Genomic DNA, 15,483 nt, shown 5'->3' on the forward strand with positions numbered 1-15,483 from the left:
TGACAGCAGAATAAAAAAATTAGGATAGAGAAAGTTGGAGGAGTTACAAAACAATCAATGCAAGCACGGTGGTTAAGCCATGTCTGCATTGATTAGCGATAAATTAGACGTCTTTAATAACATCATGTTGGGTGGTGGTTGACCAAGCATTTAATACCGCTTTAACTAAGGTGGCTAGCGGTATAGCAAAAAATACCCCCCAAAAGCCCCACAAACCGCCAAATAAAATCACCGCAATAATAATGGTTACTGGGTGTAAATTAACCGCTTCAGAAAATAATAACGGTACCAATAAGTTGCCATCTAAGGCTTGAATAATGCCGTAGGCTAACATCACGTAGCCAAACTCAGCTGTCGTACCAAATTGAAATAACGCAACTAATAACACCGGAAAAGTGACAATTGTCGCGCCAACATAAGGAACTAATACCGATAATCCAACCAGCACGCCGAGTAATACAGGGTAATTTAGGCCTAAAGCAATAAACGCTATGGTTGAGGCCGCCCCTATGATCAATATTTCTATCAACTTGCCACGAATATAATTCATGATTTGTTGATTCATTTCATTGCCGACTTGCTTAGCCATGCGACGATCATTGGGTAAAAACTGACGCGCACTATCAAATAGCCCATCTTTGTCTTTTAGAAAGAAAAACACCATCAAAGGCACAAGAATTAAGTAAATCAATAACGCGACAACATCAGAAATAGAATTTAGCGAGGCTTTTAATGCCACTTGCCCCCATTCAATAAACTTATCATTAACCAAAGTAATGACATCACCAATTTGTTCGGCACTGACTATATCGGGATATTTTTCTGGCAGCGCAAGTAAATAGGTGTGCCCCTGCCCGACCATTTGTGGAACTTCTTGAAATAAGTTGCTACTTTGTTGCCAAATCACCGGCATCAACCCTAAAATACCGAGCAATGAGAAGCCAACAAAAGCAGTTACAACAACGACAACCGACAATGACCGAGACAAACCGAACTGATTTAACTTATTCACGGGTAAGTCAAGCAGAAAGGCAATAGCGACGGCAACAAACACTGGCATCAATAAATTACTGAAAAAATACACAAATAAGAATGTACAAATTAATATCACCAATAAAGTGACTGCATTGGGATCTGAAAAATTTCTTTTATACCAATCGCTAAACAGTGTAACCATAATATCTATTTTTCCAACTTGATCATTAATTCGACAATATGCTGACTGACAATGCGTTGTTCAAAATAAAACCCTTGTTTCGTTAACAATTTAGGAATATCTTTTTTAGAACCAATATCGCAAATGCGTATCAAACAACTATCATAAGGTGTTAGTTTTCTTAGCAACAAGCGTAAATTAACCAATGGAACGGGACATTTATCTTGTGTGGCATCGTATTCGTATAACATAAATAAAAATATGCACAGTACTTTAGTTTAATTATCTAATTTGCGACAATTGATTACAATGGCATAGTGAAATTCTTTTAAACTATTTATAGCTTACAGCAAATCAACGAAGAGAAATTAAAGAGGATAAATGAGCGAACTTTCTGATAATCCAAATCTTAAAGAAATTAATGCCTACAAAAAGAAATTGAACTGGGGTGATATACCATCAATTTACCATTTAGCGGCAAGTTCTCTTGGTGATATCGACGGAATTTTAACGCACGGCTTTGATAGCGCCTATAAACAGATACTCAATAAAAACAATTGGAACATAGAGCTTTTAGAAGGTCAGCGAGACGTTACAGGCAAAATTACCGTAACAGTTAAACCCAAAATAGCATTGCGTCATAGTTTCGACGAACAAAATTACGAATTGCATTGCTACCCAATGATAGACAATGAACGCAACATAGTTAGGCAATCAGAGCACCCCGAGTGCCCATTTATCAAATGGATCCCAGAAACCATGCAAATGTTATTCAGATTGAACTCCTTGATCCCTTTTATTGTCTATACCTTTCAAAATGGTGATAAAGCAGATTTTGCGCTAATGCGCTACGCCAACGCAAGAGTTGAACAATTAATCGAATTGCTAAATCAGTCTTTTGATATAGTCGAAATAAAAGGCTATTCAATCGCCGAATTTTGTAAAGAGCTCTATCGTAAGCGCCCGCATTTTCATCTAACCGAACTGTTAGATAAACCAGATGACATGGAAAATTAATTTTGTTTAATTTGAAAACCTTTAAATTGAAGCCTATGGTGCTGTCTTGTGCATTCTCCACAATAATGGCAAGTCAGGTGTTTGCCGCCAATACCGAAAGCGATAAGAATAAGTTACCTGAAATCGGTTCGGCTGGCTTTAGTATCTTATCTATTGAAAAGGAGCGGCAAATTGGTGGTGAAATGATGCGACAAATTCGCGCGTCACAACCAATATTAAATGACCCAGTATTGACAGAGTATATTAACGATCTCGGTAATCGCATGGTAAGAAATGCGAAAGATGTTAATTATAGCTTCGAATTTTTTGTCATACGTAATGAAGAATTAAATGCTTTCGCGTTTTTTGGCGGGCATATCGCGATTCACAGTGGCTTGATCACAACGGCCAATACCGAAAGTGAACTGGCCTCCGTTGTTGCACATGAAATATCTCACGTAACCCAACGACATTTGGCAAGACGTTTAGAAGCACAAAATAAATCTCAACCATTAACCATGGCAGGCATGATATCGAGTGTTTTATTAACTCTCGTAAACCCTAGTGTCGGTATCGCAGCATTAAGTACCACCATGGCGGCTTCTCAACAAGCGGGCATAAATTACACCCGAGGTAATGAAAAAGAAGCCGACAGAGTCGGGATCATGCTGTTAGCCAATAGCGGTTTTAATCCCCAAGGTGCTCCAGATTTTTTCTCTACCATGGCAGAAAAGTATCGCTATAAATCAAAACCACCCGCCATGCTACTGACTCACCCTTTACCTGAATCACGAATTTCAGATGCAAGATTGCGAGCACAAAGCTTATCACCCCACCCTTTAGCACCAAGTTTACAATTCGAACTTGCTAAAGCCCGTATTAAGGCACGCTATGAAGATAATGCCCTACGAAATATTAGCCACTATAAAGCAAGCTTAAATAAAAAAACTTATGCGGTAGAATCGGCAGCAAAGTATGGGCTAGCCTTGTCTTATTACGAAAACAAAGACTATCAAAGCGCAATAGCACTGCTTAATGAATTACTGGCATTAGACAAGAATAATTTGTTTTATGTTGATGCGCTAACAGATGCTTTTATCGCCGTCAAAGCCTTTGATAAAGCGATTAATATGCTTGCTGAATTAAATCTGCTCATGCCGAACAACCAAGTTGTGGCGCTAAACTACGCGAATGTTTTACAAGAGGCAAAACGCTACACTGAAGCAGAAGTCCTGCTGCAAGATTTTATCACCCTCTATCCCAATAACTTTATCGCCAATGATTTATTAACCGATATTTATAGAAAACAAGATAAAAAAGCCTTAATGCATGCCAGTAAAGCAGAAGTATATGCCTTATTAGGCGTTTATCCGCAAGCTATTGATGAACTACAAACGGGCTATAATTTTGTCGAAGAAAATCCGCTATTGAAAAAACGCATGAAAGGCCGCATCTTGCAATTGCAAGCACAACAAGAAAAATTAAAGCGTTTATAAAAATTACTGTCAATGTAATAAGACATTACAATTAAAATTTAATCTTACTAAAGAGAAAAACATGTTAACAATTTACCATAATCCTCGCTGCTCAAAAAGTCGTCAAACTCTCGCACTAATTGAAGACAACAAGCAAGATGTTAGTATTGTAGAATACCTAAAAACACCGCTTAATAAAGAAACAATTGAACAACTGTTAACGCTATTATCACTTTCTCCTCGCGAAATGATGCGTACTAAAGAAAACGAGTATAATGAACAAAATCTTGCCACAGCAGACGACGCGACATTAATTGCTGCTATGGTGGCAACACCGAAACTTATCGAACGACCAATAGTCACCAACGGCGAACATGCCATTATTGGTCGCCCGCCAGAAAATGTTCTCTCGCTCATCACGAATAAGTAATGACTCAATATGAAGAATGAACAAAGGTTTTCAACCACACAGTTGAAATATATAGCGTTATTCGGCTATTTTTCACTGTTAGTTTTTATGCCGATATGGTTAATTTTTATCACCAATGATAGCGCTTTATCAACACCACTAACCTTAGTGATGTTTACGCTACCCTTGCTATTCCCATTAAAAGGTTTAGTGCAAGGTAACCCATACACTTATGCGTGGTCTAACTTTATTGTCATGATTTACTTTCTGCATAGTTTAACTACTTTGTGGGTATCGGCTGATGAAAAACATTGGGCAGCGCTTGAGTTTATATTGGCAAGTATTATGTTTATCGCCGGCAGTTATTATGCGAAATATCGTGGCCAAGAATTAGGCTTAAGCATTCGTAAAAAGAAAGACTGATTAAACGGCTCTTTGCTACAAAGAGCCCCTTAATACACTTCTATTTATAGCACTAACACCAGCGCATTGCCGAATTAGTGCTAATTTCCGCTTTCTTTTCAATATTTAATTACATTAACAAAGATAATTCACTTCCCAAATACGACAACTATATTCCCCCTTTACTCTAACAATAAAATTGTTTACAACTAAGTCTGCTAATAAATATATAAATCTGTACCAGCTTTTTATGAACTTTAATAAGGCTTAACAGGTCTGTTTATAGAATGGAACTCTCACGAGGCTTAAATGAAGAATATGCAATTTATCCGCAGTACTTTTTTTGCATCTACTATTATGCTCTTGCAAGCATGTGGCGGAAGCAGTGACAATAGCACCGAGTCAAACCCCGGTGATTTTACGCCAGTAGTCAGCCAAACCGGCATCATTGCTTTTGATGATGCGATAAAAACTTCGCAAGCTGTCGACTTGTTTTTATATTATCCAGACGATGAGCTTAGCAATATAAATTGGCAGCAAACAGCAGGGACAAATGTTGTTTTTCACGCAAGTAACGCTAAAGGCATTGCATTTACACCTAACGCTGCCGGTGATTATAGCTTTCAAGTCAGCTTTACTCGCAATGGTGTTAACGAACAATTAACTCACACGGTTAGTGTAAATAGCGATATTAGCCAAGTATCTGCTAGGCTAGGACACGCAGTACTAGAAGGGAATAATGTTTCGTTACGAGTGAGTTTAGCAAACAGTACAATTACTCAAGACAGCATTCAATGGCAACAAATTTCAGGTCCTGCAGTTACTTACAGCGATACAACCCAAGGTGAAACTGCCGTTTTTTTTACTGCTCCACAGGTTAGTGCTGATAGTTTATTAGAATTTACCGTTAGTGCTTCAGACGGCAGCAATAGCTACCAAGATACGGTTGGCATTTTAATTGAAAACGCACCAGCGATCAGCACTGATGAAAATACCGCTTACGACGAACGCATAGCGAGAGTATTCCCTTTTAATGCTAATTCCCCCTATGCCGATGTGATAGTAAACTGCGTTTATAGTAATGAGATAAACTTTGCTAGCACTTGCCGCCTAAATGAATTACCACTGATTGCACAAGATACAACGAGCCCGAGTATTGATGATATTATGGATCGCGTCGTGGTATCGCATGATTGGATGGGACAAAGGTTTAAAGAATTTTTAGAAAATTACGATGACCACGATGATTTTAAAAACTTATTACGAGCTACCACCGCTGTTGTCATTTCATATGATGTTCGTCCATCATATTATTGGGCAGTAACTGGCGCGATTCATCTTGATCCGAATAACCTATGGCTAACCCCCGAAGAAAGAGACACCATTAACCAAGCACCTGATTTTCGTGCGGCTTTTGGTGATGACTTAGATTTTGTATTGCCTTGGCGCTACGTAAAAAACAATAGTTATGCGAGTTTTTTCTACCCTGAAGATGTGCGAGTAACGCGTGATGCTGCTGATGGAGTATATAGCCTAGCCTCATTGATGTATCACGAATTAGCGCACGCCAACGATTTCTTTCCAAAGAGCTCTTGGGCCAGTTTAAATAGTAGTGACCGAATATTAGACGCTGTTAATGAAATCTCACAAAGTATAGGCACCCAGTCAGATATACTCGCCACCACGTTACCGCTAACCGGTAGCGAAATGTACCGTTTAGCACAAGTTCGTTTTCAAGGCGAAACAGCCACTACTGAAGAGCAAAATTATAGTCCGGCTGATGTCAGCAATTTTTTCAGTCCTGAGCATGCACCGCAGTTTTATAACTACTCAAGTAAACGTGAAGATTATGCCATGTTATTTGATGGCTTTATGATGAAAGCGCGCTTTGATGTCGACAGAGATGTCGCGGTAACAAACCAACCACAAACGGCAGAAGAAGAATATATGGTGACTTGGGGGCAACGAGGACGCATGGGCGAAGACAGCATTAAACCGAGAGTTGAATTTGTTACCCGAAGAATATTGCCAGAATTCGTTACAGCGACTGATATTATCAATAACTTGGCGAGCCCCATTATGATGCAGGCGGGTAAAACCTGGGCTGAAAACCTAGCTATTAGCCCAATAACAAATCAAGTTGCCGCTAAAGGCATCAATGAGTCGCCATTGAATAAAACAATTTATTATCGAAAAAATGCAAACGGTGCTAAGTATTATGAAAAACCACTACCTAATAAGGAACGTTAGTTTTTCCTATATAACAAGCCTTTTTAATTAAAAAGAATATCTTTAACAAAGGGAATGGTGATACGTCGCTGTTCCCTAATTGAGGCTTGATCTAACTGCTCTAGTGCCGCCAGTAAACTGGTCATATCACGAGACAAGCGATTAATTAAAAAACTTGCCACGTCATCGCTAATAAATAAGCCACGCTGCTGAGCACGGTATTGCAAAGCAAAGGCTTTTTCTTTATCTGTTAAAGGTTTAAGTTGTTCGGTAAAGCCCCAGCTTAAACGTGACACTAAATCAGGTAAACTTATCTGCAATTGTGCGACACTTTGATCACCCGTAATGATCAAGCACTTGTTTTGTTCAATCATACGATTGTATAAATCAAAAATGGCTTGTTGCCATTCTTTATTGCCGGCAATTAATTGAATATCATCAAGACAAACTAAGTCGATGTTTTCTAGCCCATCAAGCACATCAACCGACAACTGGGTTAATTCTGAAAAAGATAAACATAAACTAGTGACACCTAAGGTATCGGCATAAACACAGCTTGCATGCAGCAAGTGACTTTTGCCAACACCTGAAAGACCAAACAAATATAAACTGTGCACTTTTTTATTTTGCTCAGCAATATGATCTAAAAAAAGCTTAACTTGTTCAACAACCAATTGATTACTTTCACTTTGAAAGCTAGCAAAGGTTTCATCATCCGGTAATTGCACCGACAAGGTTAATTGAGAAACTTTCTTCACTTCTGCCCCCAATAAAATACCGCAATTTGGTCTTTATCTATTGGGCCAGCTAAAGGGTCAATATATTGATTAAGTTCTCCACTTAACTTTAACGACGCTAACAAAGCTTGTTGTGAGCCAATTAGTGACAATTTAAAACGACGAATTGTACCTTGTACACTCACCAGCTGAACCGATTCTACAGCCGATAATTCGGCAAGAAACTCGGAAACCGCAATTAATTTCGCTAAATTATCGATATTAGCAACATCAATTAACAACTCGTTACTATTGGTTGTTGATAACGCATATTGCTGATAAATATTATCGGTAATATCTGATAGTGCTTGATTCAACAATATCAAGACATCTTCACCTTGATATTGCTCGCTAAATATTTGCGAGTCTTCATTCTGGGCATCTGCCATCAAGCTCCAGTCCAACACTAACGATTGAGTCTGGCAAAGGGGTTGGCAATCACTTTTTTCGTCTTGTTCAACAACAAGGCTATTATTTGAAATTCTTATCACTACGACGGCTTCAGCCAAATAACGCGCTGACGCTTGCGCAACAGGTCGAGTAAACCGTCCCCAAACATCAGTTATCGTTACGGCAGATAAATCGGTTAAATCCATAATTGGCATGACTAAGGGTAAACCACGTAATTGCGAAAAGTCATCAATCGATTGCGGTATTAAAGAATTTGATGTTGAAGAAAGTAAACGACGCTCAAAGCCATTTTCTTCAACTACCCAAACCATGACTTGTGGGCGTAAACGTCCCCATATAGCTAAGTCACTTTGTTTAAATAAAGTATTTATTTTTTCTTCATTAAAAGAAACATTCAAATAACTCACATTGTTCTGACGAATATATTGATATTGGTTGACGTATTTATTGTAATTTTTTACGGCTTGAGAAACCAAAGGATGTTCAATTTTCTTGCCACCGACCTTAAAAATAACACCACGAAGCGCTTTTTTTAGTGCTTTATTTCGATCGCCAGCTGATTGCGAGCTCACGACGACTTTCGCGCTGTATAAGTTTTCTACTTCAATCGCGTTAATTCTAAACGACAGTATAAAAAATAAGAAAATCAGACAATTTCTGAGCATATATGGCATTAACAAGTGTTTCATAATAAAGATCTTATCATAATGTTGCTGATTTTTATCACTTATAAAAAATAATTTCTTTTAAAGATTTTCAGCACGTCTTTGCGCTGGTAGAATGTGCGCCATTATTATACAAGCTACTTAACTACATAATTGAGGTTTCCCCGTGAGCGAAGAAAAACAGTCTTTAAGTTATAAAGATGCTGGCGTTGATATAGATGCAGGTAATGCCCTAGTTGAAAATATTAAAGGTGCGGTAAAACGCACTACTCGTCCAGAAGTTATGGGGGGGCTAGGTGGTTTTGGCTCTATCTGCCAACTTCCAACGGGTTATAAAGAACCTGTCCTAGTTGCCGGTACTGATGGCGTAGGTACAAAACTACGTTTAGCCATTGACCTTAAAAAGCACGATACCGTGGGTATCGACTTAGTAGCAATGTGTGTTAACGACCTAATCGTTCAAGGTGCAGAGCCTTTATTCTTCCTCGATTACTACGCCACCGACAAACTAGACGTTGATGTGGCTTCTGCTGTTGTTTCAGGTATTGCCGATGGTTGTGTGTTATCAGGCTGTGCTTTAGTGGGTGGCGAAACTGCGGAAATGCCAGGTATGTATCACAAAGGTGATTACGATATCGCAGGCTTCTGTGTTGGGGTTGCAGAAAAGTCTCGTGTTATTGACGGAACAAAAGTTGCTGCCGGTGATCAACTTATTGCCTTAGCTTCTTCTGGCGCTCATTCAAACGGTTTCTCTTTAATTCGTAAAGTATTAGAAGTTAATAATACCGACACTAACGAATTATTAAATGGCAAATCAATTGGTGACCATTTAATCGAACCAACTAAAATATATGTTAAATCAGTATTAGAGCTACTTAAACAAGTTGATGTTCATGCCTTATCACACATTACTGGTGGTGGCTTCTGGGAAAACATTCCACGCGTATTACCAGAAAGTGCACAAGCGATTGTTGATGGCAATAGCTGGCAGTGGCCGGAAATATTTAACTGGTTACAAGAAAACGGTAACATCACTGAACATGAAATGTACCGTACCTTTAACTGTGGTGTTGGTATGATCATAGTAGTTCCTGCAGATGCAGTTGAACAAAGCCTTGAAATTTTAACCGCTCACGGTGAAAACGCTTGGCATATTGGTGAAATTGCCGATCTACAAGCTGGCCAAGAACAAGTTATTATTAACAAAGGTTAATTAGCCATGCGAAGCCGAATTGTAGTACTCATTTCCGGCAGCGGCACAAACTTACAGGCGATTATTGACGCCTGTAAGCAAGAAAACTATGGCGGCGATGTCGTCGCCGTAGTCTCTAATAAAGCTGACGCTTATGGATTAACCCGAGCACAAGAAGCAAATATTGCCACCGCCGTGCTGTCACATAAAGACTTCGATAGCCGTGAAGATTACGATAGTGCTCTCATCACTGAGATTAATCACTATCAACCTGATCTTGTCGTGCTTGCCGGTTTTATGCGGATATTAACGCCAAAATTTGTGCAAACTTATCAAGGTCGTTTAATCAATATACATCCTTCTCTTCTACCAAAATATCAAGGCTTAGATACCCATCAGCGAGCAATTGACGCTGGCGATACTGAGCATGGTGTTAGCGTTCATTTTGTTACTGAGGAACTTGATGGCGGCCCTGTGGTCTTACAAGCTAAAGTGCCTGTTTTCCCTGAAGACACTGCGGACGACCTTGCCCAGCGCGTGCACCAACAAGAGCATAGAATTTACCCTATGGTGGTCAATTGGTGTTGTAGCAAACGTGTTACTATGATTGGTGAAAACGCACTGTTTGATGGTGTAATTTTACCTGCTTCAGGGTATGCTAGCGAAGAATAAACTTTAATTTTAGAGAATTTTATATGTTGAAATCATTACCTTATGCCACTTTGTTATTATCTAGTCTAACATTGTTCAGTTCCACATCTTTCGCCCAGGCGACAGATAAAGAAAGTAAGGTATTGGTTCCAGCATTTACTGCAAATTACACAATTTTACGCAGTTCTAAATCCGTTGGTAAAGCCACACGTAAATTAGACTATTTAGACAATGGCATGGCGAAATATAGTTATCATACCGATATTGAATGGCTAATATTTTCTGACATCCGTGAAGAAATCTCAATTGTAAAACTTAACGGTAATAAAGTTACGCCAACAAGCTATGTCTATAAACGTGAAGGCACGGGGCGAGACAAGCACTATAAATGGAGTTACGACACTGCCAGCAATACCGCCACAGATGAAAAGAAAAATAAAACTAAAACCATCGACTTTCCTGACAATATTCAGGACTCGCTCAGTTACCATTTGCAGCATCGTTTAAACTTGATCAGTAAACCCGAGCAAAAGCAATTTGTTTACCCTGTGATCAAATCATCTGGCTCACTGAAAAATTACGTTTATCAATATGATGGTGAAGAAGAAATCATGTTACCTTACGGTTTAGTCAAAACCGTTAAATTTAAACGTGAAGTGGTTGAGAAAAAACGTATTACCTATGCCTGGTTTGCCCCTGAACTTGATTACCTGCTAGTGAAGCTTTATCAAATCAAAGGTGATGTTGAGCAGTTTGAAGCGCAACTGGAATCGGTTGACCTTGTAAACCCAAACGAAACGACTAGTAAATAGCGCTCGGTAATTTGAAATAAAGTGGTTAAACTTACAACCACTTTATTTTACACACGACTTATTACTTTGGTTTGCTTTCACAAATTAATTGCCCTTTGCTAAACAATAAGCCCTCCCCTGATTGCATTTTTTGCCAAGTTTCATCATCAGTTAAAGGCTGAGTTGCGATCACAGTGACAATGTCATTTTCAGTGGTTTCTTGTTCAAAATTAACCACCATTTCAGCGTCAATCAAACTTGCCTTACCAAAAGGCGCACGTCGGGTTAACCAATGTAAGTTGTTAGCACAATAGACAAATAAATTATCTCCGTCAGTTAACAATAAGTTAAAAACACCTAATTGATTTACTCTTCTGCATTGCTCAACAATAAAATCAAACAGCACCTTTGCTTGCGGCTCTTCACCATCAAATTTCAACAGCAATTGATCAAGCAACCAACAAAAGGCATGCTCGCTATCAGTTTCACCAACAGGAACGTGATACTTAATCGGCAATTCGTTTTTAAAGTCAGCTAGTTGCCCATTATGGGCATAGGTCCAATTTTTTCCCCACATGGGACGAATAAATGGATGGGTATTCACTAACGATATTTCACCTGAGTTAGCTTGACGAATATGGCAAACCACAGTTTCACTTTTAATGGGGTAATCAGTGACTAATTTTGCAATGGGAGATTCCGCGCTAGGCAATGGGTCTTTAAAACTTCGACACCCCTTCCCTTCATAGAAAGTAATGCCCCAACCATCTTTATGCGGCCCTGTATTGCCACCACGCTGCATTAAGCCAGAAAAACTAAAACAAATGTCGGTTGGTACGTTAGCACTCATGGCTAATAATTCACACATCGATTAAATACCTATATTTTACAACTATTTATAAAGAATTTTAAGAATGAAACCCACAAAGTGTCAGTAAGAGTGGCAGTACGGAAAATTGAATTTTAAATTAATGTTCTTCATATTTATTTTACTATTTTCTTTAAATTAAATCACCTAGGTTTTATTCGGTTATTTTGTTATCGGGTCTAACCTTGCTTTTTGCTCGCTCGCTTCATTGCCACTATTGGTAAAATCGCTAGCATTATTTGATAGCCCACTAGTACCCGCGCCTGTTTGAACGCCCAAATGCTTATGTTGTGCGCAGTAATTTGCCAAGCCTTTTACGGTTGCCATTAGTTCAGATAATAATTTAAGAACGTTTTCACTATCTGAGCCTAACCAAGTTTTGGGGCTACGGTGATCTTGTTCATTTGTGGCCGTTACTTTTCTTGTTCTACATTCAAGCTGAGCAATTTTTCCAATGATATCCTTTAGTGATTCATCGGTTTTGTTTTCAAAATTACCACTTTCATCAATATGCTGGTATACACCATCTCGCGTTTGAACCTTTATTTCACCTTCTTTAATTGTTGGCAAATCCCAACCAAAAGGTAAAACAGTTCTTATAAATGGTTTATCTGCTCTACCATAAGCAAAAGCTATTTCAACAATGCTGTTTATCTCTGGCGGTTCGATTCTACCGGCATTATTCCCCACACCAGGTAATGGCAGTGGCACCGCTTCTAATATGCCAATGTTCGAATCTTTACCGTGTTGATCAAGCAATTGAATATTTGCAGCATATCTCGGGTAAAATTCATCACTCGACTTTTCATCTTCAGTAGGTAACTCAGGAAAGGCAACTATTCGCGCAAATTGTGGCAAATGAAGTTTTGTTAGTATCTCTGGTGCTAGCCTATAGAGTATTCTTTCAATTGCTTTTTTAATCATGCGTTATTCGCTAAAGTTTTTGACCAGGTAATAACTTGCTTATTACCTGATAATGTCACGTTCGTAATATATCGCCCGTTTAACCTGATGCCCGGTCTTAGTTTTGGAATAGCGATTATTTCACCTTTGGTCGAAGATGATACTTTTAATGGGTGTTCGGCAAAATCTGTAATTTCTGACGTTGACCACAACGAATCATCCCAGCTACCAACATAAATTTTTCCATCAGGGCGCTGTTGAAATATGAAATTATTAATGCCAAACACTTTGCCAATTTGTTGCAACACTGTAATGCCATTGCCTTGATGATAAAAGCAAGGCACTTGTTTATTGATGTAATCGGCATTAGGTGTGATAAAGGAAATACCTAGCTTTCTTAGTTCATCTAGTACCTTTTTAGCCGTCGCAAAACGGATGGCAATTGAGGCGGGAAACGATAATGCACCAATGAGTTCACGGCATGTTACAAACCATTGCCCGTTTGCATAATGCTTAGATTCAATAACGCCTAGAAAATAAGGAATTAAGTTGTCTAGTTTGTATCCACAATGGAATTCAACTATGCCTTTTGGCTCCAAATCATGAACAAAAGTAAAGCTTGCGCGACCATGGCTAAATAAATCAAGGCTAATAGCATCTTTTACAATGCTCTTTACTTGCAGCCCATTTATCATCAGCACTTTTGTTAATCGAGTTGTTTCCACTATGGACCCGTAGCCTTTTCAAATTGTTCTTGCACGCTGTTGTGTCCGTCATTCGCTTGCGTTTTTATGTTTTGTGCTGCGTTGTTATCAATCTGTTGCTGTTCACGCTCCGATTTACTTAAAACTTCCAGTAAATTAAAACTAACATTCCATGCCTTTACTTGTTCGTCTTCAACGGCTTTTATTTCACCGTCAAACTTAACTTTTCTCACTTTGAAAACTTCGGCAATATCACAATTTACAGTGAGCAAAGCTCTTGCACCGTTCTGGTCTAGTTTTTTCGATTTGGTTATTAATTCGGTTAGCTGCGCTTTGTCTATAAAGGCCACCTTTGTCGTTACCGACAAAACTGACGCTTTAACTCCATTGTCCGTCGTGATTAAAAATGAACCGGCACCGCTTAAATCTTCACCGGCTAATTTAAACCCACACCGTACCTTTGTTTCATAACCTGGTACTTGCCAACCGTCTAATGCGATCATTATTTATCTACTTCATGATAGTTAAGGTTTATTTTATAAACAGATAAACACGCACTGATAAAATCAGCGCGCGAATTAACGGCGGCCATAATCATTCAGGCTTGACAGGCCAAACAACTTCTATTCCTTCAACGTAGTTATTTGGAATATCTCGTAATGCTTGTCGATATACGGCGTAGTCATCTTTTTGTTGTTGAGACAATTGGCAATCTGTAAGTTGAGTCCAGTCAGTCTCTCTAATTCTACGGTTTCGTTCTATTTGAATTTCCCATTTAGTCATTGTCAAATACCTATGCAAAAGTTTGTGAAGGTCTCATTGTTATCGAACCTGTGTTTATTTTTAAATGCACTGAGAAATTTCTCCCAGTTAATAGTGTCTTTTTGGCTTGTAGCGTGGCAGTTTCTCCATTCACTCGGAAAAACAAATCGTTAGAATGACTATGTAACTCTTGATATGTATCTATGCGTACAGAGGTTTCATAACCGTGCTGAGCTTGGTAAATGAATGCCCATTCTTGTGGCTGAATTGCACTATTTTCAGTAGATAATACCGAAATCATAAATGTTGCCGACGCCCCTAAGTCTGCTATGTCGCACCAAACATTAGCGAAATCACTACCGGATATAATGTACTTTCCTTGTCCTTCAACTAATGATCTTGTTAATTCATCTATTGAAGTTTCAATCTTTTCATCAATTTCACCGACTTTCCCTTCAACCGCACTTGTTAGCTGATTGCTTGACGTTACCAGGTCACTTATTTTCTGTTCAATGGTCATTATTTAAATTCCTTGTTTAACTGAACAAATTCAGTTGTTTTAAAAAAGTTTCTAAGTGTTCGATACATGTTGCTGATTTGCGCCGTTGCATTGGACATTAAAGCGCTCTGAATCGCGTTTAATTGAATAGAATAATCAAACATCCAACTTGCAGCCGGTATCTCTATTTTTGATAGTGCTTTTGCTGCGCCAAACTTAATAACAAAACTGCGATTATGAACGTTGTTTACCCCTTGGCGTTTTCGCTGCAATGGTAAATAGTCCAACGCTAACAACGTGCCGCCCTGAGTTACTAGGCCGATAAAGTTATAATCAAAATCACCTAAGTCCTGATCAAGCACACAAGCCCAAGCGACGGTGTTATCATCAATGAAACCATCAATTAGGTTACTTTCTTCATGGACAATATGGCTTGTTGGGATTGCCATGTTTTCGTCGCGCTCTGAAGATTCACTCAAGTTCGGAATATTAGCCAGTATGATTTTTTCAACGTCGAGTCCGCTATTTAATAACGCTTGTGAGGCTATATAATTTTTCCCCGCGCTGGTAAGTATTCCCGTAACTTCTGACATG

General features: G+C 38.8%; 19 protein-coding genes. 8 read left to right on the forward strand and 11 right to left on the reverse strand.

Annotated elements, in window-relative coordinates:
• Window positions 1–103 precede the first annotated feature (103 nt).
• Together AC27JP_RS08970 and AC27JP_RS08975 are read right to left on the reverse strand one after the other, a co-directional pair.
• Window positions 104–1,177, reverse strand: a complete 1,074-nt coding sequence (locus AC27JP_RS08970; protein ID WP_487114169.1) for an AI-2E family transporter — start codon at window positions 1,175–1,177, stop codon at window positions 104–106.
• A 5-nt stretch (window positions 1,178–1,182) separates the two neighbouring features.
• Entirely contained in the window at window positions 1,183–1,407 is a 225-nt protein-coding gene (locus AC27JP_RS08975) for a sulfurtransferase TusA family protein (RefSeq protein ID WP_487114171.1), read from the reverse strand.
• Between the two features lie 130 nt (window positions 1,408–1,537).
• Between AC27JP_RS08975 and AC27JP_RS08980 the strand changes: the two genes are divergently transcribed.
• From AC27JP_RS08980 to AC27JP_RS09000, 5 genes are all read left to right on the forward strand, one after another.
• Window positions 1,538–2,173, forward strand: a complete 636-nt coding sequence (locus AC27JP_RS08980; RefSeq protein ID WP_487114173.1) for a hypothetical protein — start codon at window positions 1,538–1,540, stop codon at window positions 2,171–2,173.
• A 2-nt stretch (window positions 2,174–2,175) separates the two neighbouring features.
• Window positions 2,176–3,648 (forward strand): beta-barrel assembly-enhancing protease, encoded by a 1,473-nt coding sequence (bepA, locus tag AC27JP_RS08985; protein WP_487114175.1) that lies wholly within the window; start codon window positions 2,176–2,178, stop codon window positions 3,646–3,648.
• A gap of 61 nt (window positions 3,649–3,709) precedes the next feature.
• Window positions 3,710–4,057, forward strand: coding sequence for an arsenate reductase (glutaredoxin) (gene arsC, locus AC27JP_RS08990; RefSeq protein ID WP_487114177.1), 348 nt, complete (start codon window positions 3,710–3,712; stop codon window positions 4,055–4,057).
• 9 nt (window positions 4,058–4,066) lie between these two features.
• Complete coding sequence (locus AC27JP_RS08995) at window positions 4,067–4,459, forward strand: DUF2069 domain-containing protein (protein WP_487114179.1); 393 nt, start codon at window positions 4,067–4,069, stop codon at window positions 4,457–4,459.
• 288 nt (window positions 4,460–4,747) lie between these two features.
• The gene (locus AC27JP_RS09000; RefSeq protein WP_487114181.1) at window positions 4,748–6,688 is read left to right on the forward strand and encodes a hypothetical protein; all 1,941 of its coding nucleotides are present in this window, start codon (window positions 4,748–4,750) and stop codon (window positions 6,686–6,688) included.
• Window positions 6,689–6,711: 23 nt separating this feature from the next.
• Here AC27JP_RS09000 and hda read toward each other — a convergent pair whose 3' ends face one another.
• Both hda and AC27JP_RS09010 read right to left on the reverse strand, forming a co-directional pair.
• Entirely contained in the window at window positions 6,712–7,425 is a 714-nt protein-coding gene (gene hda, locus AC27JP_RS09005; RefSeq protein ID WP_487114183.1) for a DnaA regulatory inactivator Hda, read from the reverse strand.
• Window positions 7,422–8,543: a DUF2066 domain-containing protein gene (locus tag AC27JP_RS09010; protein WP_487114185.1), complete on the reverse strand. Its 1,122-nt coding sequence runs from the start codon at window positions 8,541–8,543 to the stop codon at window positions 7,422–7,424. Before AC27JP_RS09010 ends, hda begins: the two co-directional genes overlap by 4 nt.
• A 142-nt stretch (window positions 8,544–8,685) precedes the next feature.
• Between AC27JP_RS09010 and purM the strand changes: the two genes are divergently transcribed.
• Genes purM through AC27JP_RS09025 form a run of 3 tightly spaced genes read left to right on the forward strand, consistent with a single transcriptional unit; the run spans window position 8,686 to window position 11,174 of the window.
• The gene (gene purM / locus AC27JP_RS09015) at window positions 8,686–9,732 is read left to right on the forward strand and encodes a phosphoribosylformylglycinamidine cyclo-ligase (RefSeq protein WP_487114187.1); all 1,047 of its coding nucleotides are present in this window, start codon (window positions 8,686–8,688) and stop codon (window positions 9,730–9,732) included.
• A 6-nt stretch (window positions 9,733–9,738) separates the two neighbouring features.
• A complete protein-coding gene (gene purN / locus AC27JP_RS09020) occupies window positions 9,739–10,383 on the forward strand; it encodes a phosphoribosylglycinamide formyltransferase (protein ID WP_487114189.1) in 645 nt (214 codons plus the stop codon).
• Between the two features lie 23 nt (window positions 10,384–10,406).
• Entirely contained in the window at window positions 10,407–11,174 is a 768-nt protein-coding gene (locus tag AC27JP_RS09025) for a DUF3108 domain-containing protein (protein ID WP_487114191.1), read from the forward strand.
• Window positions 11,175–11,235: 61 nt separating this feature from the next.
• On the opposite strand, the gene AC27JP_RS09030 is transcribed toward AC27JP_RS09025, so the two are convergent.
• From AC27JP_RS09030 to AC27JP_RS09060, 7 genes are all read right to left on the reverse strand, one after another.
• The gene (locus tag AC27JP_RS09030; protein ID WP_487114193.1) at window positions 11,236–12,021 is read right to left on the reverse strand and encodes a class II glutamine amidotransferase; all 786 of its coding nucleotides are present in this window, start codon (window positions 12,019–12,021) and stop codon (window positions 11,236–11,238) included.
• A 162-nt stretch (window positions 12,022–12,183) separates the two neighbouring features.
• Window positions 12,184–12,945, reverse strand: a complete 762-nt coding sequence (locus AC27JP_RS09035) for a hypothetical protein (RefSeq protein ID WP_487114195.1) — start codon at window positions 12,943–12,945, stop codon at window positions 12,184–12,186.
• The gene (locus AC27JP_RS09040) at window positions 12,942–13,619 is read right to left on the reverse strand and encodes a hypothetical protein (protein ID WP_487114383.1); all 678 of its coding nucleotides are present in this window, start codon (window positions 13,617–13,619) and stop codon (window positions 12,942–12,944) included. The genes AC27JP_RS09035 and AC27JP_RS09040 overlap by 4 nt, the downstream gene beginning before the upstream one ends.
• 29 nt (window positions 13,620–13,648) lie before the next feature.
• Window positions 13,649–14,131, reverse strand: coding sequence for a baseplate complex protein (locus tag AC27JP_RS09045; RefSeq protein ID WP_487114197.1), 483 nt, complete (start codon window positions 14,129–14,131; stop codon window positions 13,649–13,651).
• 91 nt (window positions 14,132–14,222) lie between these two features.
• On the reverse strand, window positions 14,223–14,411 hold the full coding sequence (locus tag AC27JP_RS09050; RefSeq protein ID WP_487114199.1) for a phage tail assembly chaperone: 189 nt from the start codon (window positions 14,409–14,411) through the stop codon (window positions 14,223–14,225).
• A gap of 10 nt (window positions 14,412–14,421) precedes the next feature.
• Window positions 14,422–14,910, reverse strand: coding sequence for a hypothetical protein (locus tag AC27JP_RS09055; RefSeq protein WP_487114201.1), 489 nt, complete (start codon window positions 14,908–14,910; stop codon window positions 14,422–14,424).
• Entirely contained in the window at window positions 14,910–15,482 is a 573-nt protein-coding gene (locus AC27JP_RS09060) for a phage tail-collar fiber domain-containing protein (RefSeq protein WP_487114203.1), read from the reverse strand. The genes AC27JP_RS09055 and AC27JP_RS09060 overlap by 1 nt, the downstream gene beginning before the upstream one ends.
• Window position 15,483 lies beyond the last annotated feature (1 nt).

The sequence above is a fragment of the Colwellia sp. SU-HH01172 genome, assembly GCF_057553355.1.